20 protein-coding genes are annotated in these 21,626 nt (G+C 69.3%); 12 read left to right on the forward strand and 8 right to left on the reverse strand.

Annotation, left to right across the window (positions count from 1 at the left end):
• Nucleotides 1–295: 295 nt before the first annotated feature.
• Nucleotides 296–706: a hypothetical protein gene (locus QHF83_RS18690; RefSeq protein WP_282419222.1), complete on the reverse strand. Its 411-nt coding sequence runs from the start codon at nucleotides 704–706 to the stop codon at nucleotides 296–298.
• Nucleotides 707–775: 69 nt separating this feature from the next.
• On the opposite strand from QHF83_RS18690, the gene QHF83_RS18695 reads away from it, so the two are divergent.
• On the forward strand, nucleotides 776–1,207 hold the full coding sequence (locus tag QHF83_RS18695; RefSeq protein WP_282419223.1) for a hypothetical protein: 432 nt from the start codon (nucleotides 776–778) through the stop codon (nucleotides 1,205–1,207).
• A gap of 6 nt (nucleotides 1,208–1,213) precedes the next feature.
• Here QHF83_RS18695 and QHF83_RS18700 read toward each other — a convergent pair whose 3' ends face one another.
• From QHF83_RS18700 to QHF83_RS18710, 3 genes are read right to left on the reverse strand one after another with little or no spacing between them, the layout of a single operon-like run.
• Nucleotides 1,214–1,618 (reverse strand): hypothetical protein, encoded by a 405-nt coding sequence (locus QHF83_RS18700; RefSeq protein WP_282419224.1) that lies wholly within the window; start codon nucleotides 1,616–1,618, stop codon nucleotides 1,214–1,216.
• Entirely contained in the window at nucleotides 1,615–2,118 is a 504-nt protein-coding gene (locus QHF83_RS18705) for a hypothetical protein (protein WP_282419225.1), read from the reverse strand. The genes QHF83_RS18700 and QHF83_RS18705 overlap by 4 nt, the downstream gene beginning before the upstream one ends.
• Complete coding sequence (locus QHF83_RS18710) at nucleotides 2,115–3,230, reverse strand: radical SAM protein (RefSeq protein ID WP_282419226.1); 1,116 nt, start codon at nucleotides 3,228–3,230, stop codon at nucleotides 2,115–2,117. Before QHF83_RS18710 ends, QHF83_RS18705 begins: the two co-directional genes overlap by 4 nt.
• Nucleotides 3,231–3,334: 104 nt before the next feature.
• Between QHF83_RS18710 and QHF83_RS18715 the strand changes: the two genes are divergently transcribed.
• Nucleotides 3,335–4,498, forward strand: coding sequence for an AAA family ATPase (locus tag QHF83_RS18715; protein ID WP_282419227.1), 1,164 nt, complete (start codon nucleotides 3,335–3,337; stop codon nucleotides 4,496–4,498).
• The gene (locus QHF83_RS18720; protein WP_282419228.1) at nucleotides 4,492–5,136 is read left to right on the forward strand and encodes a DUF4276 family protein; all 645 of its coding nucleotides are present in this window, start codon (nucleotides 4,492–4,494) and stop codon (nucleotides 5,134–5,136) included. Before QHF83_RS18715 ends, QHF83_RS18720 begins: the two co-directional genes overlap by 7 nt.
• A gap of 301 nt (nucleotides 5,137–5,437) precedes the next feature.
• Here QHF83_RS18720 and QHF83_RS18725 read toward each other — a convergent pair whose 3' ends face one another.
• Nucleotides 5,438–6,613 (reverse strand): urate hydroxylase PuuD, encoded by a 1,176-nt coding sequence (locus QHF83_RS18725; protein ID WP_282419229.1) that lies wholly within the window; start codon nucleotides 6,611–6,613, stop codon nucleotides 5,438–5,440.
• A 108-nt stretch (nucleotides 6,614–6,721) separates the two neighbouring features.
• Here QHF83_RS18725 and QHF83_RS18730 point away from each other — a divergent pair, with 108 nt between their 5' ends.
• Entirely contained in the window at nucleotides 6,722–9,229 is a 2,508-nt protein-coding gene (locus QHF83_RS18730) for a lytic transglycosylase domain-containing protein (RefSeq protein ID WP_282419230.1), read from the forward strand.
• Nucleotides 9,230–9,266: 37 nt separating this feature from the next.
• Here the strand turns inward: QHF83_RS18730 and QHF83_RS18735 are convergent, their stop codons facing one another.
• Nucleotides 9,267–10,010, reverse strand: coding sequence for a hypothetical protein (locus QHF83_RS18735; protein WP_282419231.1), 744 nt, complete (start codon nucleotides 10,008–10,010; stop codon nucleotides 9,267–9,269).
• Nucleotides 10,011–10,119: 109 nt separating this feature from the next.
• On the opposite strand from QHF83_RS18735, the gene QHF83_RS18740 reads away from it, so the two are divergent.
• From QHF83_RS18740 to uraH, 7 genes are read left to right on the forward strand one after another with little or no spacing between them, the layout of a single operon-like run.
• Nucleotides 10,120–11,418, forward strand: a complete 1,299-nt coding sequence (locus QHF83_RS18740) for a serine/threonine-protein kinase (protein ID WP_282419232.1) — start codon at nucleotides 10,120–10,122, stop codon at nucleotides 11,416–11,418.
• Nucleotide 11,419: 1 nt separating this feature from the next.
• Entirely contained in the window at nucleotides 11,420–12,595 is a 1,176-nt protein-coding gene (locus tag QHF83_RS18745) for a membrane dipeptidase (RefSeq protein ID WP_282419233.1), read from the forward strand.
• A gap of 22 nt (nucleotides 12,596–12,617) precedes the next feature.
• Complete coding sequence (locus QHF83_RS18750) at nucleotides 12,618–13,166, forward strand: YkvA family protein (protein ID WP_282419234.1); 549 nt, start codon at nucleotides 12,618–12,620, stop codon at nucleotides 13,164–13,166.
• Nucleotides 13,166–14,530, forward strand: a complete 1,365-nt coding sequence (gene allB, locus QHF83_RS18755) for an allantoinase AllB (RefSeq protein WP_282419235.1) — start codon at nucleotides 13,166–13,168, stop codon at nucleotides 14,528–14,530. Before QHF83_RS18750 ends, allB begins: the two co-directional genes overlap by 1 nt.
• 14 nt (nucleotides 14,531–14,544) lie before the next feature.
• Nucleotides 14,545–15,540, forward strand: a complete 996-nt coding sequence (alc, locus tag QHF83_RS18760; protein WP_282419236.1) for an allantoicase — start codon at nucleotides 14,545–14,547, stop codon at nucleotides 15,538–15,540.
• Between the two features lie 10 nt (nucleotides 15,541–15,550).
• Nucleotides 15,551–16,051, forward strand: coding sequence for a 2-oxo-4-hydroxy-4-carboxy-5-ureidoimidazoline decarboxylase (gene uraD / locus QHF83_RS18765; protein ID WP_282419237.1), 501 nt, complete (start codon nucleotides 15,551–15,553; stop codon nucleotides 16,049–16,051).
• The gene (gene uraH / locus QHF83_RS18770) at nucleotides 16,048–16,398 is read left to right on the forward strand and encodes a hydroxyisourate hydrolase (RefSeq protein WP_282419238.1); all 351 of its coding nucleotides are present in this window, start codon (nucleotides 16,048–16,050) and stop codon (nucleotides 16,396–16,398) included. Before uraD ends, uraH begins: the two co-directional genes overlap by 4 nt.
• A 124-nt stretch (nucleotides 16,399–16,522) precedes the next feature.
• On the opposite strand, the gene QHF83_RS18775 is transcribed toward uraH, so the two are convergent.
• Entirely contained in the window at nucleotides 16,523–17,932 is a 1,410-nt protein-coding gene (locus tag QHF83_RS18775) for a phosphoenolpyruvate kinase (protein WP_282419239.1), read from the reverse strand.
• Between the two features lie 42 nt (nucleotides 17,933–17,974).
• Nucleotides 17,975–20,515: a DEAD/DEAH box helicase gene (locus QHF83_RS18780; RefSeq protein WP_282419240.1), complete on the reverse strand. Its 2,541-nt coding sequence runs from the start codon at nucleotides 20,513–20,515 to the stop codon at nucleotides 17,975–17,977.
• 208 nt (nucleotides 20,516–20,723) lie between these two features.
• On the opposite strand from QHF83_RS18780, the gene QHF83_RS18785 reads away from it, so the two are divergent.
• Nucleotides 20,724–21,617: a hypothetical protein gene (locus QHF83_RS18785; RefSeq protein ID WP_282419241.1), complete on the forward strand. Its 894-nt coding sequence runs from the start codon at nucleotides 20,724–20,726 to the stop codon at nucleotides 21,615–21,617.
• Nucleotides 21,618–21,626: the final 9 nt, after the last annotated feature.

Here is a 21,626-nt window from a genome sequence, read left to right on the forward strand (position 1 = left end):
TGTCCGCCCCCTGCACCCCGGACCAGCGCAAGCGCTGGACCCGGGGTCGATGAACTGCGCGATGCGCAGTTCATCGAACAGGCCGTGGCAAGACCACGAGCGGCGTTGCCAGCCAAGACGGCAGCGCTGACCTTTCAACCGGCAACGCGGTCCCACCGGCCTGTTGGGAGAACTGCGCACCGCGCAGTTCTCCCACAAAAGGTCCAGCGCTGGCGCTGGTCCGGGTCCAGGGGCGGACAGCCCCTGGTCGGGTCCGGGGTGAAACCCCGGCGCGACGCTGCCGAACACCTTCTAACTAAGGCGCGCCCGGTCCACCGAGCCAGACCGGGACGAACCTCGGGGAGGCAAGCGCCAAGATGCACGCGGCGGCTGCGAGCACGGCTCCGCCGTGGAGGAGCGCGAGACTGGCCCGCGTCAAACCCTTTGGCTGCGTTTGTCCGACGGAGCTTGCTGCCGCCAATGCGTTGGCGAGGGGAATGGCGAACGCGAGCCAGAGGAGTGGTGAGGTCGTTTCTCCCGGGGATTTCGGCGTCACCAGCGCGGCGACGAGCAGGTATGCCGAGAACAGGTAGATCGTCGGGCTTTTGATGCGTTGCGCCGCGAGGTGTGCGCGACCCTGGCGTGCGCCGCTGACGCCTCGGACTACGGCCACGACGACCGCGGCGAGCAGCCAGATCACGCTGAGGAGCCAGACGAGGGGGTACATCGCGTCCGCGCGGAAGATTCCGCCATACCACGAACCAACCGTACGGCTGTCGTGGTAAACAAAGAAACCATGAAGCGTGCGGCTCTTCCGCTCGGGTTCGCCCTCCTTGCTCTCTACGCGATCTTGCCTCTGGGCTGCGCTGGGGCGCCGCCGGAGCCCAAAGGTCCTGACATCGGCGTCGTCGATGCGACGGTCGTCGTCGAGACGTGTCCGGATTCGAAGACCATGAACGCGAAGGCTGCGCATGCTGCGATCCAGAAGCTCGTCGAGAAGTGCAGCACGGTCCCCAACGGCACTGCGCACTTCTCGACCACGCTCATGCCGGGCGGTCGGATCATGCTCGCGTCTCCTTCCGGCAATCCGGACGACGGCGTCGTGCCTACGTGCGTGCTCTCGAACCAGCTCACGCACCGCGTGTATCTGAGGCAGCCTTGCAAGTTCGACGTCAAGCTCGAAGAGCGCAAGGTCCAGCAGCAGCAAGCCTCTGCTTCGGAGGAGTGAACTGCGTCAGCGCGGGCAGTACCACGAGGGCAGTGGCCATGGGTTCGGCGTCTGCGTCATGAGCGCCCAGCCGAAGTAGACGAAGTCCACCAGCAGCACGAGCCCGCCCGCGCGCGCCACCGCCATCACTGCGCTCGGCCGCGACAGCCAGCGCGCTCGCTGCGCGAGCACGTACACGGCCACGCCTGCGGCGAGCGCGAACACGAGCCCTACCGCCGTTCGCCCGTACCAGTCCATCCCGAGCCCCGCGGGCCGCGACGCGAACACGAACCTTCGTTCGAGCGGCAGGTACCAGGGCACGGGCGACTTGCGCGCCGCGCTCACGAGGAACGCGAGCCCGTACGCGAGCCGCGCCGCGAGGAACGCGAGGAAGAGTCGCGCCGAGGGGGAAGGCGGCTTCGTCTCGCTCATCCGATCCCCCGCACTGACGCGACGATGAGGCCGAGTGTCACGTTCAGCCACACCACGCCGCACACGATGAAACTCATCACCGCGTAGATGCGCACGAGCCATCGCTCCTCGGCGGGACGGAGCGTGAACGCGAGCGCGCCGAGCCCGAGCGCCACGACGAGCGTGAGCGACGCGTACACTTCCTTCACGTCGAACAAGCCGGCGTAGAGCGGCGCGTATCGATCGAGGTAGATGCCGCGCACGTGGTAGCGGTACGTCGGGTAGAGCAGCGCGCCCACGGCGAAGGTGAACACGTACGCGACAGCGACGACCTTCGCCCACGTCTTCTCGGTCGCGACGCGGATGAACCGCTCTCGCAGATAGTGACGCATCGTGAGCGCGTGGTGTGTCGCGGCGCCGACGAGGACGATGCTGCCCGCGGCATGCAGCACCATGAGCAGGCGCCGCGCGCCGTAGAGGAACACGGCCTCCGTCTCGGGAGGCGCGCAAGGGTCGATCACGTGGAAGCCTCGGTTCGTCGCACGCGCGGACACTCGGGGTCGGGGCGGAAGCTGCTCGCCGCGTGACGCGAGACGACCTGACAACCACCACGACAGACGGGGAAGAGCGTGCACGAGGCGCAGGGCTCCGGCGGGGCTGCGTGATACGCGCGGAAGCGCTCGATCTCCTCATTCGACGCAGGCGAGAAGCTGCACGGCGCGGCGCGCCCCGCGACGTCGAGCCCGCCGAGGTGCCTGCCGGCCTCGCAGCCGAAGACGCCGAGCGAAGCGAGCATCTCGGCCGCGCGAGGTTCTTCCGCGAGCGCCTCCGAGAGCAGAGGCACGAGCGCGCAATCGATCCGCACCGACAGACGCCGCCGGTGCACGATCGCCGTGATCGCGGGCCAGAGCGCCTCGCGCTGCGCTGGCGTGAGCCGCGACTCGAAGTAGCCGATCCCCGCCGCGCGCCCCTGCGGCTTGTACCGCAAGAGCTGAAGCTCCCCCGCCCCGAGATCGGCGACACGCTCGGCCGTGGCCTCGAGATGCTCGAACGATCGCCGCGTGAGCACGAGGTTCACGCCGACGGGAATCTCCGCGCGCGCAAGAATCTCGATCGCCCGCTCGGCGACGCGCGCGCCGTCGAACCCGCGCACGGCCGCGTACGCGCCGCCCACGCCGTCGTGGCTCACGTTGATCTGCGCGAACGCGCGGAGCTCCTTCGCGCGCTCCTCTCGCAACCCGAACCCGCTCGTCGTCATCACGGGAACGAGCCCGAGCGAACGCGCGAAGGCCGCGAGCTCGCCGAGGTCCTCGCGAAGCAGCGGCTCGCCGCCGCCGAAGGCCACGGTCGAAGCGCCGCGCTCGGCCGCGGAGGCGAGCCGCGCGCGAAGCTCGTCGAGGGAAGGCTCCGCGCCGTCGGGACGCGCGTCGAGGTAGCAGTCTGCACACGGCGCGTGGCAACGCGCGTTCACCGCGAGATGCACTTCGAGCGGGCGCGGCGGTGCGGTCGCGCCCGCGGGCTCTCCCGAGGGAACGCCGAGCCGCGCGGCGAGCGCGTGATCGACGGCGACGAGGGTTCGATCATCGAGACGAACCCACGCGCCGAAGGGCTCGGGACGGGACCAGGGGGGCATGCGAGGGGAGCGGTCTAGTGCGGACGGGCGCGTGCGTCACGGGGACGGGCGAGCGGAGGCGTGCGCTTGACGGGGAAAGCGGGGTGCTCGAACCTTCGCGCGCGATGTTCCTGCGAAGCCTGAAGCTCAACCGGCTGCTCTCGTTCGGGCCCGACGCGGAGGCGGTCGAGCTTCGGCCGCTGAACGTGCTGATCGGGCCGAATGGGTCGGGGAAGTCGAACTTCATCGAGGCGATTAGCCTCCTCCGGGCTGCCCCGAAAGAACTCGTGGTCCCGGTCCGCATCGGTGGCGGGGTGGGCGCATGGATCTGGCGGGGTGCTCCTGGTGGTCAGGCTGAACTCGAGGCCGTCCTTTCCTACCAGCCAGAGAACGCGCTGAACTTGCGACACAGGATCGCGTTCACCGAGGTGAACTCCCGCCTCGATCTCGTCGATGAGCGAATCGAAAATGAATTGAATCGGGATGGGGCGTCGAAGCCGTCCTTTTATTTCGGGTATGAAAACGGACGTCCAATGCTCAACGCGAAGGAAGGCCCCAGGATGCTTCGTCGCGAGGACGTGGATCCGGAAAAATCCATTCTGGCCCAGCGCAAAGACCCAGACGTGTATCCCGAACTCTCGTTCCTGAGCGAGGCGTACGAGGGAATCCGTCTTTACAGAGAATGGACCTTCGGACGGTTTGCTCCACCGCGGCAACCACAGCGCGCGGATCTACCAGCGGGCTACCTGCTGGAGGACGCTTCCAACTTGGGACTCGTTCTGAACTGGTACAGGAACGATGTGCCGACGAAGCGGGCCCTGATCGAGCACTTGCGAACGGTCTTCGATGGGGTGGTCGACTTCTCGGTCCAGGTCCTCGGCGGCATGGTGCAAATCTTCCTCGAAGAGGAGCGCTGGACGATCCCCGCCTCCCGCCTCTCCGACGGCACGATGCGCTGGCTCTCGCTCCTCGCCATCCTCCTCGATCCCAAGCCCCCGCCCCTCGTCTGCATCGAGGAGCCCGAGCTCGGCTTGCACCCCGACCTGATGAACCCCCTCGCGCGCCTCTTGAAGGATGCGTCCGAGCGCATGCAGCTCGTCGTGACGACGCACTCGGAGGCGCTCGTGGACGCCTTCCGACATACGCCCGAAGATATTCTGGTCTGCGAACGTCGAGACGGCTCGACGACGATGCAGCGTCTCGATCCCGAGCAGCTCTCGAAATGGCTCGAGGAGTATTCGCTCGGTCAGCTCTGGTCCAAAGGGGTCCTCGGAGGGAATCGGTGGTAAGCCGAACCAAGGCAACGCCCTCCAGCGCTGTCTGGATCTTCGTGGAAGGCGGCGGGCCGACGCGCGACGAGCAAGCCGCGCTTCGACACGGCTTCTCCGATCTTTTCGCCAAGGTCCTGGGGACGCGCAAAAAACCCAGCGTGATCGCCTGCGGTGCACGCGGCCAGGCGTTCCGGGAGTGGCAATGCGCCCTGGAGAGCCATCCACACGTGCTTTGCCTCCTCCTCGTCGATAGCGAGGGCCCCGTCGCGAAGGGGGTCGACTTCTGGGCGTACATCCAGAACCGCGCAGGGGACGCGCACTGGAAGAAGCCAGCAGGCGTCTCCGATGAACAGCTCCACTTCATGGTGCAGGTCATGGAAGCCTGGTTCATCGCGGATCCCGCCGCTCTCGCGCGGTACTACGGCACGAGCTTCCAGCCGAACGCGCTCCCAGCACGCCCCGACGTCGAGAACATCCCCAAGCAAGAGCTCGCGAAGTCCCTCGCCCACGCCTCACGCAACACGACGAAGGGTTCCTACATGAAGCACCACGGCTTCGCCCTCATCGGCCTCATCGATCCCGCCAAGGTCCGCGCCGCTTCCCCCTGGGCCGCCCGCTTCTTCGACCATCTCCTCGCCATCTGCCCCGCCCGCTGACCGCGTCCGACGGGGTCGACGCGTTCCTACCCCCTCGCGTCATCTTCTCCCGTGGGCGTCGACGCGTTCCTACCCCCTCGCGTCATCTTCTCCTGTGGGCGTCGACGCGTTCCTACCCCCTCGCGTCATCTTCTCCCGCGGGGGTCGACGCGTTCCTACCCCCTCGCGTCCTCTTCTCCCGCGGGGATCGACACGTTCCTACTCCCCTCGCGGCACCCTCTCCCGCGGGGATCGACGCGTTCCTACCCCCTCACGCGCCGTTTTCCTGCTCGTTCCCGCCCCTCGTCCCTCGCCCCCGCCTCTACTTCCCCTGTCCCTCGATCCACACCTTGAGCTGGGCCCTCTCCTCATCCGTCATCGCCGTCGCGTTCCCGAGCGGCATATCCCGCGTCACGCTCGTCCGCTGCACCACCTTCTCTGCCTTTGCCAGCACTTGCTCCGGCGTCTCCAGCAGGAACCCCGACGGCGGCGCCACGAACGACGGGTGCGTCGGCTTTTGCGAATGACACGGCACGCAGCGCTTTTGCACGATCGCCATCGCCGTCGCCGTATCCACCGGCCCCACCACCGGCGGCGGCGCCGGCCGCACGAAGCTCAGCCCGATCGCCCCCCCGAACGCCGCCGCCACGGCCACGAGCAGCGACTTCTCTTTCCGGTCGTGCTTGAACGAGATGTTCAGGTAATGGCGGATCGTCACGCCTCCCGCCATCAAGAGCCACAGGATCAGCCACGCGCGGTGATGATTGTAGGCCAGCGCGAAATGGTTGCTGATCATCGCGAACGTGACCGGCAACGTGAAATAGTTGTTGTGCTGCGATCGCCGCTTCGCCTGCTCGCCGTGCCGCAGATCGAGCGGCTGCCCGGCATTGAGCTGTTTTCGCATGGCGATGTGATGGGGCACGATCGACGTCCACACGTTGAGCCCCATGCACGTCCCGAGCATCGCCCCCACGTGGATGTACGCGGCCCGCCCGCTGAAGACGTGCTGATACCCGTACGCCGCGATCCCGACGAACACGGCCATCACCGCCGTGATCACGCGATTGTCTTCAATGAAGAAACAAAGCTCGTTATAGAAGAACCAGCACGCCAGGATCGACGCGATGCTGATGCCCACCGCGGCCGTCGGGCCGATGTCCGCCACGCTCGGGTCGATGAGGTACGTCCGCGCGCCATACCAGTAGATCCCCGCGAGCAGGAGCACCCCCGTGACCAGCGTCGTCTTCGCCGGCCAGGCGTGGACGAGCAGGCGCTCGGGGTGGGCGTTCGGCCAGTATTGCTCGTGATAGTAAAAACTGCCGCCGTGGATCTCGTCGAGCGTGCCCCGGATGTTCTCCTTCAGCACCTTGCCCTTCGGCGGCCGGACGGACAGGTCGAACCAATTGAAATAAAACGACGTTCCCACCCACGCGATCCCCGCCATGAGGTGGAGCCAGCGAAGCAGAATCGCGATCCAGTCCTGGAATACCGCCATCATCGTGCCGCTCCGCGCCCCTATACCGCGACCACACGCACGCGTCGACGAGCGCGCTCGGTACGCGAGCTTTCTCCGGCCGATCCGTTCTTTTCGGGCTAAACTCCGCCCGTGGCTCTCCGTTCGTTCCTTTCCCGGCGCAGCGCCGTCTGGGGGCTCGGCCTCACCGCCCTGGTCGCCCTCGGCTGCGCCGCCGTCACCACCGCCCCGCGCCTGACCACCGGCCCGACCCCCGCGCCCGCGGTCGCCGCCGCCGCCGCCCCCGCGTCCGCGTCCGCCGCCGCCCCGTCCGCCGTCGCTCCAGCCGCCGCTTCCGCGTCCGAGGAGAGCGTCGCCTTCGATCCGGACGCCGCCGTGCCCCTGCTCGACGACGCGCGTCTCGCCGCCGTCAAAGCCGCCGTGACCCGCGAGGCGTACGTCGAGGCCGTGAAGGAGCTCGACGCCGTCCTCGCCGCCGAGCCGCGCCCCTCGAAGGAGGACGAGCACGCCTTCCGGTACCAGCTCGGACGGCTCCGCGCGCTCGCGGGCGATCCGCTCGGCGCCGCGCGCGCGTTCGGAGAATCCGCCGCGATCGGAGGGCCGCTCGAAGGATATGCCCGCTACCAGGCCGCGGACCTCTCCGTCCGCGCGGGCGAGCACGCCGAGGCCCTCCGCCACCTCGAAAAGGTGCCCGCCGATCTGCCCGTCACCTCGGACGTGGGGCTGCTCCGCGCCGACGCCCTGCTCGGCAAGGGCGACCTCGACGCGGCGCTGCCGCATTACCGCGCCTACCTCGGCAAGACGGGACACCCGCCGCGCTGGGTCGAGATCTCGCTCAAGGTGGCCCGCGCCCTCCTGCAAAAGCCCTCCGAGGAGCATGCCGAAGAGGCCATCGGCCTCGCGCGGCGTGTCCTCTACGAGGGGCCCTCCGGCGCGGGGAACGGCGAGGCGAAGTCGATCGAGACCGACGCCCTCGGCAGCTTGCCCTTCCCGCGCCGCAAGGCCTTCGAGACCCCGAGCCAGGACGACCTGCTCTCGCAGGCCAAGCGCCAGCTCGACGCCGGCCAGAGCCGCGAAGCGCTGCGCACGACCGACGGCCTCATCGCCGATCCCCTCGCCGCGAACCCCGGCGACCTCGGCTGCGGCGCGTGGATGGTCCGCGCCGAGGCCCTCGCGCGGCTGAAGAAAAAGCCCGAGGCCGAAGGCGGCTTCGGCACCGCGATCGAGCGTTGCGCCGGCACGCCCCGCCGCGTCGAGGCTCTCTGGAACGGCGGCAAGGCCTCCGCCCGCGCCGGCAGCCACGGCGAAGCCATGCGACGGTATGGCCTGCTCGAACAGGAGTTCGCCTCGCACAGGCTCGCGGACGACGCGCGCTTGAAGGGCGCGCTCGCCGCGCGCGAGCTCGGCGACGAGGTGCGCTTCACGCAGATGCTGACGAAGATGCCGGACGACTACCCGCAAGGGGACATGTCGACCGACGGCCTCTTCGAGCTCGCCCTCGCGCGCATGACGAAGCGCGACTGGGCCGGCGCCGTCGCGCCGCTCGAGCGCGCCCTCGCCCGCGCCCCGCGTGAACGCATCTACTACGCCGCCGGCCGCCTGCCCTACTACCTCGGCCGTGCGCGGCTGGAAACCGGCGCGCTCGATCAAGGCAAGGAGCTGCTCGCCAGCGTCATCCGCGACTATCCGCTCTCGTTCTACATGTCCCTCGCGTACGCGCGCCTCGCGGACAAGGACCGCGCCGCGGCCGATCGCGCGCTCGACGAGGCGCTCGCGCGGGAAGGCGCGACCGCTCCGCTACCGCCGCCGAAGAGTGCTTCCTTCGGCAAGCCCGAGTTCCTCCGCGCCCTCGCGCTCGCGCGGCAAGGGGAGTCGAGGCTCGCGCGCATCGAGCTCGATCGGCTCGGCGTCGGCACGCGCACCGCGCCGCCCGAGGTGCTCTGGGCCGCGGCGCTGCTCTTCTCGCGCGCCGGCTCGCCGAAGGAAGCGCACCAGATCCTCCGCACCGCGACGAACGCGATCGCCGCAGGCCGCGCCGAGCTGACGGACTGGACCGATCACTACCCTGCAGGCAACTGGCGCTCGGCCTGGGAGATCGCCTTCCCTCGCCCGTACGCGGCCGTCGTCGGGGCCGAGGCGCAACGCAGCGGCATCCCCGAGTCGCTGGCCTACGCGATCATGCGCGAGGAGAGCGCCTTCGATCCGCGCGTCGTCTCGAGCGCGGCCGCGGTCGGCCTGATGCAGCTCATCGTGCCCACGGCGCAGCGCATGGCGAAGCCGCTCAAGCTGAAGGGCGACGCGGAGTCGCTGAAGCGCCCCGAGATCAACATCGCGCTCGGCTGTCGTTACCTCTCGGTCCTCCGCGCGAAGTTCCAGGACAACCCGCTCCTCGCGATCCCCGGCTACAACGCCGGCGGCGGCAAGCCGAAGGACTGGGTCGACGAGCGTCCGAACGAGGACTTCGATCTCTGGGTCGAGCAGATCCCCTACGAAGAGACGCGGAACTACACGAAGCGCGTGATGACGAGCATGGCCGCGTACGACTTCCTCTACGGCAAAGGCAAATCCGGCGAGGCACTCGCCGCGCCGCTCTGGGCGAGCCCGTCGGCGCGGGCTACCCTGGCGGCCAAGGCCCCCTGACCGCGGGGGCGATTGTCAAGGAAAAACGGGCGAGACCTCACTCCTCCGCGGGACGTCGCCATCGCAGGGTGAGCTGATCGTTCTCGCGCTGCACGCCGTGCGCGCGCATGGCCTCCGCGACGAGCCCTGCGCTCTCTGCGCTGAAGACGGACGCGGCGGCGATACGCGGCCACCCCGGAGCGTTATGCAGCGGCGTGGTCGAGCAGAGCAGCTCGGTCACGCCGCGGAGGTCGTGGACGCAGTCCTCGGGCTTGATGCCGCCCCGCAGCCCGTCCACGCCGACGTCGGTCGCGAACATCGCCTTGTACTGATTCAACTGCGCTCGCACCTCGTCGGTCAGCTCGACCTCGGGCGGCAAGCCTGGCAGGGGCTTCTCGATCTCGCGCAGGGGTTCGTCGCCGACGCGCATGTACAGCGAGTAGTCGCCGATCACCACGGCCCACCCCACCACGAACGAGAACCACGCCATCGAGGCGCTGCGCACGTCGCGGTGCAGCGCGTCGTTCGGGTTCGAGGTGAGCAGCGCCTGCAAAGCCTCCACGTACTTGATCGCCAGCGCCTCGACGGCTGGACGCTCGGCGGTCTTGCCGAGCCAGGGGTCCGGCGGGGCGAACGCCTCCCAGCGAGGGTTCGGCGCGTAGCCTCGCACGCCGCGCAGATGGAGCACCCGCACGACGCGGCTGTAGTGATACCGATCGATGCGGAACTCCGGATACTCTTGCTCCGTGAATTTCCAGAGGAGCTGATCGCAGGCTTCGTAGTGAACGTGGCCGTTGGGCACTGCGTCCGTCCTTTCGGTGGGCGTGGCGGAGAGCATACGCGGGGGGAGCAGGATCGGGGTGTGTCCTCTAGGCGTGTCCCGGGGCCAGTTCTGGTAAGGTTCGCCCCGCATGACCACATCGAGCCCGGCCGAGAAGCTCGTCGGCGCGACCCTCAACCGGCGCTTTCGGCTCGTGCGCCTGCTCGGCGAAGGCGGCATGGGCGCCGTCTACGAAGCCGAGAGCGTGCAAGGCGAGGGCAAACGCGCTGTAAAACTCCTCCACGAGGAGTTCACCCGCATCCCCGAGGTCCGCGACCGCTTCCTCGCCGAGGTCACCGCCACGAAGAACCTCGTGCACCCGAACGTCGTGCCGATCCTCGAATCGGCCGTCGCCGAGGACGGCTCGCCCTACCTCGTGATGGAGCTGCTCCGCGGCCAGTCGCTCGGCGACAAGCTCGACGGCGGCGTCATCGTCCCCGTGCTCGAGGCCTACCGCATCACGAGCCAGATCCTCGCCGCGCTCTCGGCCGCCCACGCGCAGCGCGTCGTCCACCGCGACCTCAAGCCGGACAACGTCTTCGTCGCGAAGGATCCGGGCGGCAACGAGGTCGCGAAGATCCTCGATTTCGGCATCGCGAAGGTCATGGATGCGGCCGGCGGCATGGGCAACAAGACCCGCACCGGCGCGCTCATCGGCACGCCCGGGTACATGAGCCCCGAGCAGATCAAGAGCGCGAAGAACGTCGACCCGCGCAGCGATCTCTGGTCCGTCGCGACGATCCTCTACCAGATGCTCACGGGCCAGCTCCCGTTCGAGGCCGACAACGACTTCACGCGCCTCACGGCCGTCATCGTCGGCCACCCGACCCCGATCACGGTCTTCGCCCCGCACCTCGAGCGCTTCACGCCCTTCTTCGATCGCGCCCTCGAGAAGGACCCGAACAAGCGCTTCCAGAGCGCCGACGAGATGGCCCAGGTCCTCGCCGCCCTCACGCGCGCCGAGGCGCCCGAGGTCGTGGTGACCGGCGGCTGGAAGCCGCAACATGAGAGCGCCGCGACGCTGGCCTCGGCCGCCACGACCGCGATGCCCGTCGTCGACATCATGCCCACGGGCCAGACGCCGCCGCCGATGGCGCCCGTGTCGGGCTCGTTCGCCGTCGCCGATACAGATCCCGCGGCCTCGCCGCGCCACGGCGCGTCCGCGCCCGCCGCCGTGCTCTATCCGCCGCAGCCCGCGGGCGGCACGCAGATGAGCGCCGAGCCGCGCGGCGTCGCGGCCGCGGCTCGCATGCCCCCGCAGGTGGCGATCGTGCCGCCGCCGCCACTGCCGCAGCAGAAGGGCGGCGTCCCCGCGCCGATCGTCGCCGCCATCGCGATCGGCACGCTCCTCCTCGGCATCCTGATCGGTTACCTCGCGGGAGGCTCGTGACGTGGCTCCGCTCCTGCTCACGGCCCGCTTCGCCGCGACGATCGTCGGCGCCGCATCCCTGGTCGTGAGCCTCGCGAGCCCGCGCGGCGCTGCCGCCGCGGCTGAGCCTGCGCCACGTTTCATGGTCGTCGACCTGCACGTGGACGTCCCCTGGCAAGTCCACGGCAAGGGCCGCTCGCCCAAGCTCACCGAAGGGCAAGCGCGCATCGATGCGCTGCAAAAAGGCGGCTACGGCGGCGTCGTCCTGCCGATCTACATCTCCGACAAGATCAAGGGCGGCCCGAAGATCGACGACGCCGAGGCGATCTACCGCGCGGCCGTTTCGATCGTCGAAGCGAGCGCGATCTTCCTGCCCCTCGTCTCCCGCGTCGCCGAGCCCGATCGCATCAGCACCTTCCTCGCGATCGAAGGCGCGGGCGCGTTCGCCGAGGACATCACCGCGATCGATCATTTCATCGATCGTGGCGTCCGCCTCGTGAGCCTCGCGCACGCGAGGAACAACAAGCTCGCCTCGGCGGCGACGGGCGGCGGCGCGAACTACGGCCTGACCGACCTCGGCAAGCAGTTCGCCGCGCGCATCTACGAAAAAGGCGCGCTCGTCGACGTCTCGCACCTCTCCGACGCGGGCTTCCGGGACCTCGTCCCGATCGCCGAGGCGCACGGCGCGCCCATCATCGCGACGCACTCGAACGCGCGCGCGCTCTGCGACGTGCCGCGCAACCTCACCGACGAGCAACTCCGCACGATCGGCCGCACGGGCGGCGTCGCGGGGCTGAACTTCCACGCGCCCTTCGTGAAGGCCGACGGCGCGGCCACGGTCGCGGATCTCGTGGCGCAGGCCGAGCACATGATCGCGGTCGCCGGCATCGATCACGTCGCGATCGGCAGCGACTTCGACGGCGACATCAAGCCGGCCGAGGGCATGGAGGACGCCTCGCGCCTGCCCGCGCTCGCCCGCGAGCTTTCCAGGCGCGGCCGCAAGGACGACGAGATCCTCAAGCTGTTTTCGCTGAACGCGCTGCGCGTGCTCGGCTGGCGTCCTTCTCCACCTCGGGGGCTCCGCTCAGCAGAGCCGAGCTCTGCCCCCGAACCCGCCCCACCTCGGGGGCTCCGCTCGGCAGAGCCGAGCTCTGCCCCCGAACCCCCGCCGAAGACGAACGAGCCGAAGGCCCCGTGACCGAGAGAAGAAAGGACCTTTCATGACCACCGAGCTCGAGACCCGTTGCTTGAACACGTTCCCCGAGTGGCTGCGCACGCTCGCCGCCGACGCCGACGACGTCGCGAAGCTCCTCTCGTCGACGACGGCGCCCGTCTCGGCGCGGCGTTACGTCGCGGCGGGGCTCAACTACCTGTTCAAGTCGCTCGATCTCATCCCCGACGGCATCGAGGATCTCGGCTTCCTCGACGACGCGTTCGTCCTGCGCATCGCGGCCGCGCTCGCGCTCGACGAGAACCCGTCCGTGCGCGCCGAGGCGCCCGCGCTCCACCGGCTCGCGGCCGACAAGGCGCTCATCGTCGAGCTGCTCGGCAAGGACTATGGTCGCCTCGAAAGGTACGTGCGCGACCTGACCCGCGGCGCCGCGCGCGGCCGCACGGTCGACGAGATCCTCGAGGACGACGGCACGCGGACGGCCTTCCTGAACGAGGTCGCGGGCTGGGCGCAGAGCTACCAGGCACCAAGCTTCTCCCGCGACGAGAAGAACATCGTCAAGCTCCAGTCCTTCCTCTCCGCGAAGCTGCCTGCCTGATGACGAGCCACGATCCCGCCCACTTCGATCTCGTGCTGAAGGGCCGCCGCGTCGTCCTGCCGGACGGCGTGCGCGAGGCCGCGATCGCGATCACCGGCGGCCGCATCGCCGCGGTGCTCGATCCCTCGGCCGTTCCGCCGGGCGTACGCACGATCGACGCGGGCGACCGCGTGATCATGCCCGGCCTCGTGGATACGCACGCGCACGTCAACGAGCCGGGGCGCACCGAGTGGGAGGGCTTCGAGACGGCCACGCGCGCGTGCGCCGCGGGCGGCATCACGACGGTCGTCGACATGCCGCTGAACTCGATCCCCGTGACCACGACGCGCGCGGCGCTGGACGAGAAGCGCCGCGCGTCGGCGGGGCGCACGTGGGTCGATCACGGCTTCTGGGGCGGCGTCGTGCCGGGCAACGAGCGCGAGCTCGAGCCGCTCGTCGAGGCCGGCGCGCTCGGCTTCAAGGCCTTCCTCGTGCACTCGGGCATCGACGACTTCCCGATGGCCGAAGAGGGCGACCTGCGCCGCGCGATGCCGATCCTCGCGCGCCTCGGCGTGCCCTTGCTCGTGCATGCGGAGCTCGAAGGCGAAGCGCCCGAGGCCGCGGGCGATCCGCGCAGCTACGCGACGTACCTCGCCTCGCGCCCGCCGGCGTGGGAGGAGCGCGCCGTGCGCCGGATGGTCGAGCTCTGCCGCACGTTCGGCGGCCCCGTGCACGTCGTGCACCTCTCGGCCGCGGGCGCGCTCGATGACGTGGCGAGCGCGCGCGCCGAGGGCTTGCCGTTCTCGATCGAGACGTGCCCGCACTACCTGCTGCTCGCCGCCGAGGAGGTCCCCGAGGGGCACACCGAGTACAAGTGCGCGCCGCCGATCCGCGAGCGCGACAACCGCGAGCGGCTGTGGAAGGCGCTCGTCTCCGGCGCGATCGACCTCGTGGTCTCGGATCACTCGCCGTGCACGCCGCGGCTCAAGCTGCCGAACGAGGGCGACTTCCTCCGCGCGTGGGGCGGGATCGCCTCGCTCCAGCTCGGCTTGTCGCTCATCTGGACCGAGGCCAGCCAGCGCGGCGCGACGCTCTCGGATCTGGCGCGGTGGATGTGCGAGGCGCCCGCGCGGCTCGCGGGTCTGTCGCACAAGAAGGGCCGCATCGCGGCCGGGCTCGACGCGGATCTCGTCGTCTGGGATCCCGACGCCACGTTCGTCGTCGAGCCTTCGATCCTGCGTCATCGCCACAAGGTGACGCCCTACCTCGGGCGAACGCTGCGCGGCGAGGTGAAGACGACGATCCTTCGAGGTCAAACGGTGTACGAGGATGGCGTCGTCCGCGACGAGCCCCTCGGCGTCCCGCTCCTGGGACGTGGTGCGTGAACGAAGAGGAAACGATGGCTGATTTCGAGACGATGGTCGATCTCGCGTCGGAGCGCCTCGGTGGCGCGGCGATCTGGGCGACCGACGATTTCTTCGCGCCGAAGGAGAACCTGCTCAAGCCCGGCAAGGCCGTCTTCATTCCGGGCAAGTACACGGAGCAGGGCAAGTGGATGGACGGCTGGGAGTCGCGGCGCCGTCGCGTCGGCAGCGAGGACGCGTGCATCGTGCGCCTCGGCCTCGCGGGTCGTATCGCGGGCTTCGACGTCGACACGAGCCACTTCCTCGGCAACGCCCCGGCGAAGGTCTCCATCGAGGCGACGTACGTGCCCGGCTACCGGGCGCTCGAAGCGCTGCTCGGCGCGGACGTCGCGTGGACCGAGATCCTGGCGCTCTCCGCGGTCAAACCGGGCTCGCAGAATCTGTTCGCGATCACGGACGCGGGCACCTACTCGCACGTAAAACTCCGCATCTACCCCGACGGCGGCGTCGCGCGTCTCCGCGTCTACGGCGATGTCAAACCCGACTGGGCGTTGCTCCTCTCGGAGCACCGCGTCCTCGATCTCGCGTCCGTCGAGCACGGCGGCGTGGTCATCGGCGCGAGCGACGAGTTCTTCTCGGATCGGCGGAACCTGCTTTTGCCCGGTCCCTCGCGCGACATGGGCGACGGCTGGGAGAGCCGCAGGCGCCGCGGCCCGGGTCACGACTGGGCGATCGTCCGCCTCGGCCGCGCGGGCACGCTCGTGCGCACGGACATCGACACGATGCACTTCAAGGGCAACTACCCCGAGAGCTGCTCGCTCGAAGGATGTTTCCTCCGCGGGGAGGAGTCGCCCGAGGCGCTCGAAGCGGCCGCGTGGAAGGAGCTCCTGCCGCGCACGAAGCTCGAAGCGCACACGCGGCACGTCTTCTCGCTCCAGGCGAGCGAGCCGGTGAGCCACGTGCGCCTGCGCATCTTCCCCGACGGCGGCGTCGCGCGGCTGCGGCTCTACGGCGCGCCGATCACCACGTGAGAGTATCGCCATGGACGAGTGCCGCGCCTTGAACGATCTCGAAGGCGACGAAGCGCGCGCCGCGCTGACGCGCTGCTGCGGCAGCGCCCGCTGGGTCGATCGAATGCTCCACGAGCGGCCTTTCCAGAGCCGCGCCCATCTCTTCGAAGCGGCGTCGCGGCACTGGAACGCGCTCGACGTCGCCGACTGGGACGAGGCCTTCTCGCACCATCCCCGCATCGGCGAGCCCTCCGCGGCCTCGAGGTCGACGGCCGCATGGGCCGCGAACGAGCAAGCCGGCGCCGCGCGATCGGCCGACGACGTGCGCGCCGCGATCGCCGAGGGAAACCGCGCCTACGAGGCGAAGTTCGGTCGCATCTACCTCGTCTGCGCCACGGGCAAGACGGGCGAGGAGCTGCTCGCGATCCTGCGCGCGCGGCTCGACAACGACGCAGAGACCGAGCTCCGCGTCGCCGTGGGCGAACAAGAAAAGATCACGCGCCTGCGCCTGGAGAAACTCCTCTCGCCATGAGCACGAGCCCCATCACCACGCATGTCCTCGACACGAGCCGCGGCCGTCCCGCGGAGGGCGTCCCCGTCGTGCTCGAGCGTCTCGAAGACAGCGGCGAATCCGTCGTGCTCGGGCGCGGCAAGACAGACGCGGACGGCCGCCTGCGCGACCTGCTGCCGCCCGAGCCGCGCCCGAAGCCGGGGACGTACCGCATCACCTTCGACACGGGCGCCTACTACGCGGCGCAAGGCACGACGGGGTTTTACCCGACCGTCTCGATCACGTTCCTCCTCCGCGCGCCGGAGGAGCACCACCACGTGCCCCTTCTTTTGAACCCGTACGGATTCTCGACCTACCGCGGGAGCTGACCGGAGCCGCTGCGCTGGGGCGTTGCCCCAGGCCCCACCGGGGCTATCCGCCCCTGGACCCGGACCAGCGCAAGCGCTGGACCAGGATCGATGAACTGCGCGATGCGCAGTTCATCGAACAGGATCAGCCCTTCCGCGCCGCGAGGATCTTCACGAACGAACGCGTCGCGAAGTCGGCCGAGCCGAGCCCGGTCATCTGCTCGGCTTCCGCTTCCGTCAGCGCGCCGCAGGCGATTGCGCGAAGGAAGTAGTTCAGGAGCCCCTGCCCCGTCGCGGCGTCGTCGAACACGTCGCCGAGCAAGGTCGCCTGCGCGGCCTTGTCGAGGAACGCCTTCAGGCGCGCGCCCGCGGCTTCGAGACCCTCCAGGAAAAACGCGTACACCGCGCCGTAGCGCGCCGGGAGCTGCGCGGGGTGCAGATCCCATCCCTGGTAAAACCCGGTCACCAGCGAGTGCCGGATGTGATCGTGCGCGAGCCGCCACGCCCGATGCACCACCGCGCGGTTCTCCGCGAGCTCCGCCGCGCCGAGCGTCCCTCCCTCCGCCGCGCGATGCGGGCCGATCGGCATCACGTTCGTCGCGCCGTCCGACAGGAGCACGCCCGTCCCCGCAAGCGACACCTTCATCACGTGCTTCGCGAAATCACACGCTGGATGCGCCATGTGCTGGTGCGCCGCCGTGATGCTGCAACCGGCCGTGTAGTCGTACGTCCCGAAGTGCGCGCCCGTGCATCGCTCCTTCGCCAGCGCCATCAGGTGCGGCAGCGCGACGCGCCCGTCCGGCAGGAAGATCGACTGCGTCGTCTCCACCATCACCTCGAACAGCAGCGACTTCGGCGGCAGCACGAGCGCGGCTTCGAGCGATTCGAGGAGCGCCACGAGCGCCTCGACCTGCTCGGGCACCGTGATCTTCGGCAGCGTCACGACGAACCCCTCGGGCAAACGTCCACCGAGCCGGGTCACGAGCGTCGTCACGAACAGATCGAGCGTCCGCACGCTCCGCGCGCGTAGCTCCTCGTTCAGTGGCTTGATGCGGATCCCGATGAACGGCGGCGCCGTCCCGCTCGTCACGGCCTCTGCGACCTGCTCCGCCGCCGCGACCGCGTGCCCGTCCTCCTCGGCGTCCGGGCGGTTTCCGTAGCCGTCCTCGAAGTCGATGCGGAAGTCCTCCACGGGCTCGCGCGCGAGCTTCTCGAGCACGCGCTCGTGCACGACGCGCGCGAGGTATCCCGGCGAGCCTGTGGGCGCGTCCTTGAGCACGGCCGGATCGTCGGGCAGAGCGCTCGCGAACGAGAGGCCGAGCGCGCGGGCAAACGTCACGGGATCGGGCGCGTACGTGCGCATCACGTCGAGCGCGACCTCGCCGGATCGCTGACACGTGCGCGCCTTGAAGAGGTGCGCCCCGCCGTAGACCGTGTGCACCGGTTGCCTGCGTGAGGGCTCGCCGGGGAAGGCCTGGACAAAGTCGCGGTTCGCCTGGGCGAGCCGCGCGAGCGTGGCGTGGGGGAGGTTCTCCGAAGTCAGGGAGGTCTTCACGGCGCCATTGTGGAGCACTCCCTGGATGTACGGAAGCGCGAGCTACGAAGCGATCCGGCGCAGGGAGATCACCGGCTTGTTCGCGTCACGCGACTTGTCGAGATCGATCACGCCTTCGAGCGCCCATCCGCTGCTCTCGCCTTCCTCGTCGATGAGGACCTGGGAAAACTCCCAGACGAAAGGCCACTGCCGGATCTGCGTGTTCTCGGGGCTCCGCGCCTTCGGATCGATGCGGATCTCCGCGAACTCTTCCCAGAACGGCGCGAGCGCGTCCTCGAAGCGCCGCGGCGTCCAGTCCTCTCCGCCGGCCTCCACGAGCTCCGCTGCCTCGACGTAGTCCTTCCGCGCGAGCGCGCGCACCAGCGCGAACACCTCGTTCCGGATGAGCGCGATGAACGCGCGCGTGTCGGTGGTGAGGTCGAACTGCTCTTCCTTCGGCTCGGGTTTGCCCTCGACCACCGCCATCACGCGGTCGGGGTTCTTCATCCGCTCCCACTCTTCGAGCAGCGAGCTGTCGACCTGCCGCACGATCGCGCCGAGGAAGATCTCCACGTCGTCGAGCTCGTCGGTCTTCTCGCGCTCGGGCACCGTCTGCACGAGCGCCTTGTACACGTCCGAGAGGTAGCGCAGCAGCAGCCCCTCGCTCCGCTGCAGCTCGTACTCCTTCACGTAGTCCGAGAACGACCAGAGCCCCTCGAACATCTCGCGCGCGATCGACTTCGGCCGGATGTTCTCGCGTGCGACCCAGGGGTGCTTCTTGGCGAACTCGTTGAAGCTCTCGTAGATGAAGTCCGCGTTCGGCTTCGGGTACTCCATCTTGTCGAGCTCCGCGACCCGGTCCTCGAACTCCATCCCGGCGGCCTTGAGCTCGATCATCTTCTCGCGCTTCAGCTTGTCGAGCTGCTTCATCAAGAGGAGCTCGGGGTTCTCCAGGATGCTCTCGACCAGCGTGAGCACCTCGAGTGCGTACGTCTCGCTCTCGCGATCGAGCACCTCCACCGTCTCCACGAGCCAGAGCCCGAGCGCGTGGTTGATGGTGAAGTCCTCTTGCAGATCCGCGTTGACGCGCACCTTTCGGCCCGTCTCGTCGCGCTCGGCGAGCGGCACGAGCTCGATCACGTCGCCGCGCACGAGCGAGCGGAACATCGAGAGCGCGGTCTTCTTGTGGATCCGTCGCTGCGCCGGGGTCTCGTGCACGTCGTTGAGGAGCGTCTTCATCGCCCGGCAGCCGTCGCCCTCGCGCCCGAGCACGTTGAGCAGCATTCCGTGCGAGACCGAGAAGCGCGACACGAGCGGCTCGGGCTCGCCGGCGATGAGCCGGTCGAACGTCGATCGATCCCAGTGCACGTAGCCCTTCTCGGGCGGCTTCTTGCGCACGATGCGCTTCTTCTTCACGGGGTCGTTGCCCGCCTTCGCTTCGAGCCGGAGGTTCTCGATCGCGTGCTCGGGCGCCTGCGCGACCACGGTGCCTCGATCGTCGAAGCCCTTTCGACCCGCGCGCCCCGCGATCTGCTGGAAGTCGCGCACGCTGAGGATCGCCGTCTTCTGGCCGTCGTACTTGCAGAGCTTGGTGAAGAGCACCGTGCGGATCGGGATGTTCACGCCCACGCCGAGCGTGTCCGTCCCGCAGATCACCTTGAGCAGGCCCTTCTGCGCGAGCTTCTCCACGAGCAGCCGGTACTTCGGCAAGAGCCCCGCGTGGTGGAGCCCGATCCCGTGGCGCACGAAACGGCTGAACTCCTTGCCGTAGGGGCTGTCGAGGCGCACGCCTTCGAGCGCCTTCGCGATCGCGCGCTTGTCGTCCTTCGACGCGTAGTCGAGGCTCATGAGGTTCTGCGCTTCCTCGGCCGCAGCGCGCTGCGTGAAGTTGACGATGTAGATCGGCGCGCGCCCCTTCTGGACGAGGTCGTGCACGGTCTCGTGCAGCGGCCTCTCGCTGTACTCGAAGTCGAGCGGGACGGGCCGCTCGCGCGAGCGCACGAGCGCGGTCTCCTTGCCGTTCAGCTTCGTGAGGATCTTGGCGAACGCATCCGCGCCCCCGAGCGTCGCCGACATGAGCAGGTACGTGGCCTGCGGCAGCGTGAGCAGCGGGACCTGCCACGCGACCCCGCGCTCGCGGTCCGCGTAGTAATGGAACTCGTCCATGATCACGTAATCGACATCCGCGCGCTCCCCCTCGCGCAGCGCGATGTTTGCGAGGATCTCGGCCGTGCAGCAGATGATCGGCGCGTCGCGGTTCACGGACGCGTCCCCCGTCATCATGCCGACGTTCTCCGGGCCGAAATCCCGGCAGAGCGCGAAGAACTTCTCGCTGACGAGCGCCTTGATCGGGCACGTGTAGAACGAGCGCTTGCCCTGCGACATCGCAAGGAAGTGCATCGCCGTGGCCACGAGCGATTTCCCCGACCCCGTGGGGGTGTTGAGGATCACATTTTTGCCACCAACGATTTCGAGGAGCGCCTCTTCCTGGGCCGGGTAGAGCTCGAGCTCTTTCTCGGCGACGTAGTCGAGGAACCTGTCGAAGACGAGCGTCGGATCGACATCGTCCGGGGCGGGAAGGCGGCTGGCCAGGGGCGTGGGCACGGCGAGCGTCATGCCATAAAAGAGCTCTGGGGGCTTGCCTCCGAGATCGCCCTTGGCGTGAGGGGGCTGGTTGAGCTACCCCCGTCAAGGTGCGCGACGGCCAGACGAGCGACGTGAACGAACGATCGGAAGGTGGCGCTGACGCGGCGATCCGAGGCATCATGGTCCGGCGGAGCACTTGGATCGTGAAAGGCCCGGGAGGGAGCGCGTGAGCGCCGACAATCGCGAGGGAGCTCAGCCGCCGAGCGGAGCACCGGGAGCAGACGCAGGCACGCCCGCGGCGCCGTCCGCGGCGCCGGCTGCCGAAGGCGAGAACGTGATCACCTCGCACGGCGAGCGCGAAGCACGCGCCTACGTCGCGCCGATCGAGGTGCCGAAGCGACGGCAGCGCCTGAAGACCATGGACATGGCCAAGGTGCGGATCGCGGCCGACATGAAGGTCGAGGTCATGGACGCGCGGCACATGCCCACGACGAAGATGGAGCTGCCCCCCGGCGGCCTCCGTCCACCGCCGCCGCCGCCACAAGCCGAGATCGCGGACCCGAACTCGAGCCCGTGGACGGCGAGCAGCGGCATCGATCGCTCGATGCTCCCCTCCGCATCGCTCGGCCCCGCCGTGCCCGCGCCGGGCTCGCGCCCCGCGGCCCCGCAAGCCTCAGACGAGGACGAAGGCGGGCGCAGCATCGGGATCTGGATCGGCGTGGTGGTCGTCGCGGCGCTGCTCGGCGGCGGCGCGGCGTATCTCCTGCGCGGCAAGGTGTCGAGCGGAGGCAACGAGACGGGCGTCTCGTCGAGCGCGCCGATCGCAGTCACGGTGCCGGCGACGCCCGGCAAGATCCCGATGCCTCCCGTGACCGCGGAGCCCGCGGCACCCGAGCCCGCGCCGACCGAGCCCACGCCTGCCGAGCCCGCGGCGACGGCGGAGCCCGCGCCCGCGGAAGAGCTGGGGGCGGAGCCCGCGACGACGGCGCCTGTGCAACCGGGGATCAAGCCGGTCGCGACGTCGCCCCGCAAGACGACGACCACCACCACCACGAAGACCGCGCCGACCACGACGGCCGCGCCGACCACGACGGCCTCTGCGCCGCGGCGACTTTTCTAGGGAGCTTCG

The sequence above is a fragment of the Polyangium sp. 15x6 genome (genome assembly GCF_029960785.1).
Taxonomy (GTDB): domain Bacteria; phylum Myxococcota_A; class Polyangia; order Polyangiales; family Polyangiaceae; genus Polyangium.

Bases quoted from the DNA above. Each gene is read 5' to 3' on its own strand.
- QHF83_RS18690 (WP_282419222.1), bottom strand. From the start codon at position 706: ATGTACCCCCTCGTCTGGCTCCTCAGCGTGATCTGGCTGCTCGCCGCG.
- QHF83_RS18695 (WP_282419223.1), top strand. From the start codon at position 776: ATGAAGCGTGCGGCTCTTCCGCTCGGGTTCGCCCTCCTTGCTCTCTAC.
- QHF83_RS18700 (WP_282419224.1), bottom strand. From the start codon at position 1,618: ATGAGCGAGACGAAGCCGCCTTCCCCCTCGGCGCGACTCTTCCTCGCG.
- QHF83_RS18710 (WP_282419226.1), bottom strand. From the start codon at position 3,230: ATGCCCCCCTGGTCCCGTCCCGAGCCCTTCGGCGCGTGGGTTCGTCTC.
- QHF83_RS18715 (WP_282419227.1), top strand. From the start codon at position 3,335: ATGTTCCTGCGAAGCCTGAAGCTCAACCGGCTGCTCTCGTTCGGGCCC.
- QHF83_RS18725 (WP_282419229.1), bottom strand. From the start codon at position 6,613: ATGATGGCGGTATTCCAGGACTGGATCGCGATTCTGCTTCGCTGGCTC.
- QHF83_RS18740 (WP_282419232.1), top strand. From the start codon at position 10,120: ATGACCACATCGAGCCCGGCCGAGAAGCTCGTCGGCGCGACCCTCAAC.
- QHF83_RS18750 (WP_282419234.1), top strand. From the start codon at position 12,618: ATGACCACCGAGCTCGAGACCCGTTGCTTGAACACGTTCCCCGAGTGG.
- allB (WP_282419235.1), top strand. From the start codon at position 13,166: ATGACGAGCCACGATCCCGCCCACTTCGATCTCGTGCTGAAGGGCCGC.
- alc (WP_282419236.1), top strand. From the start codon at position 14,545: ATGGCTGATTTCGAGACGATGGTCGATCTCGCGTCGGAGCGCCTCGGT.
- uraD (WP_282419237.1), top strand. From the start codon at position 15,551: ATGGACGAGTGCCGCGCCTTGAACGATCTCGAAGGCGACGAAGCGCGC.
- uraH (WP_282419238.1), top strand. From the start codon at position 16,048: ATGAGCACGAGCCCCATCACCACGCATGTCCTCGACACGAGCCGCGGC.